The 230-nt window shown below is 74.8% G+C and carries 1 pseudogene; it reads left to right on the forward strand.

The window, feature by feature from the left end:
• Positions 1–230 (forward strand): annotated as a pseudogene (locus tag ACQG3P_RS25180) (iron dicitrate transport regulator FecR); the annotation flags it as partial.

Consider the following 230-nt stretch of genomic DNA (forward strand, 5'->3'; position numbering starts at 1 on the left):
CCGCGAATGCAGGCCTTCGAACCCGGGCTCAGCCTGCCCGGGCACCGCCGCGCGGTCGCATACGAGCGCCAGCTGTGGCAGGCCGTGGCGCAGCCGCCGGCGGCGGCGAAGCGTTCGCTTGTCCGCCGTCGTCGCGTTCCCCGTCTGGTGCTGGCCGCTGCCGGCGCGCTGGCGCTGGTGTGGGTGTCACCCGAAGCCTGGTTGCGCCTGCGTGCCGAGTACCGCAGCAG

The sequence above is a fragment of the Stenotrophomonas sp. SrG genome, from assembly GCF_050031795.1.
Lineage (GTDB): Bacteria > Pseudomonadota > Gammaproteobacteria > Xanthomonadales > Xanthomonadaceae > Stenotrophomonas > Stenotrophomonas rhizophila_A.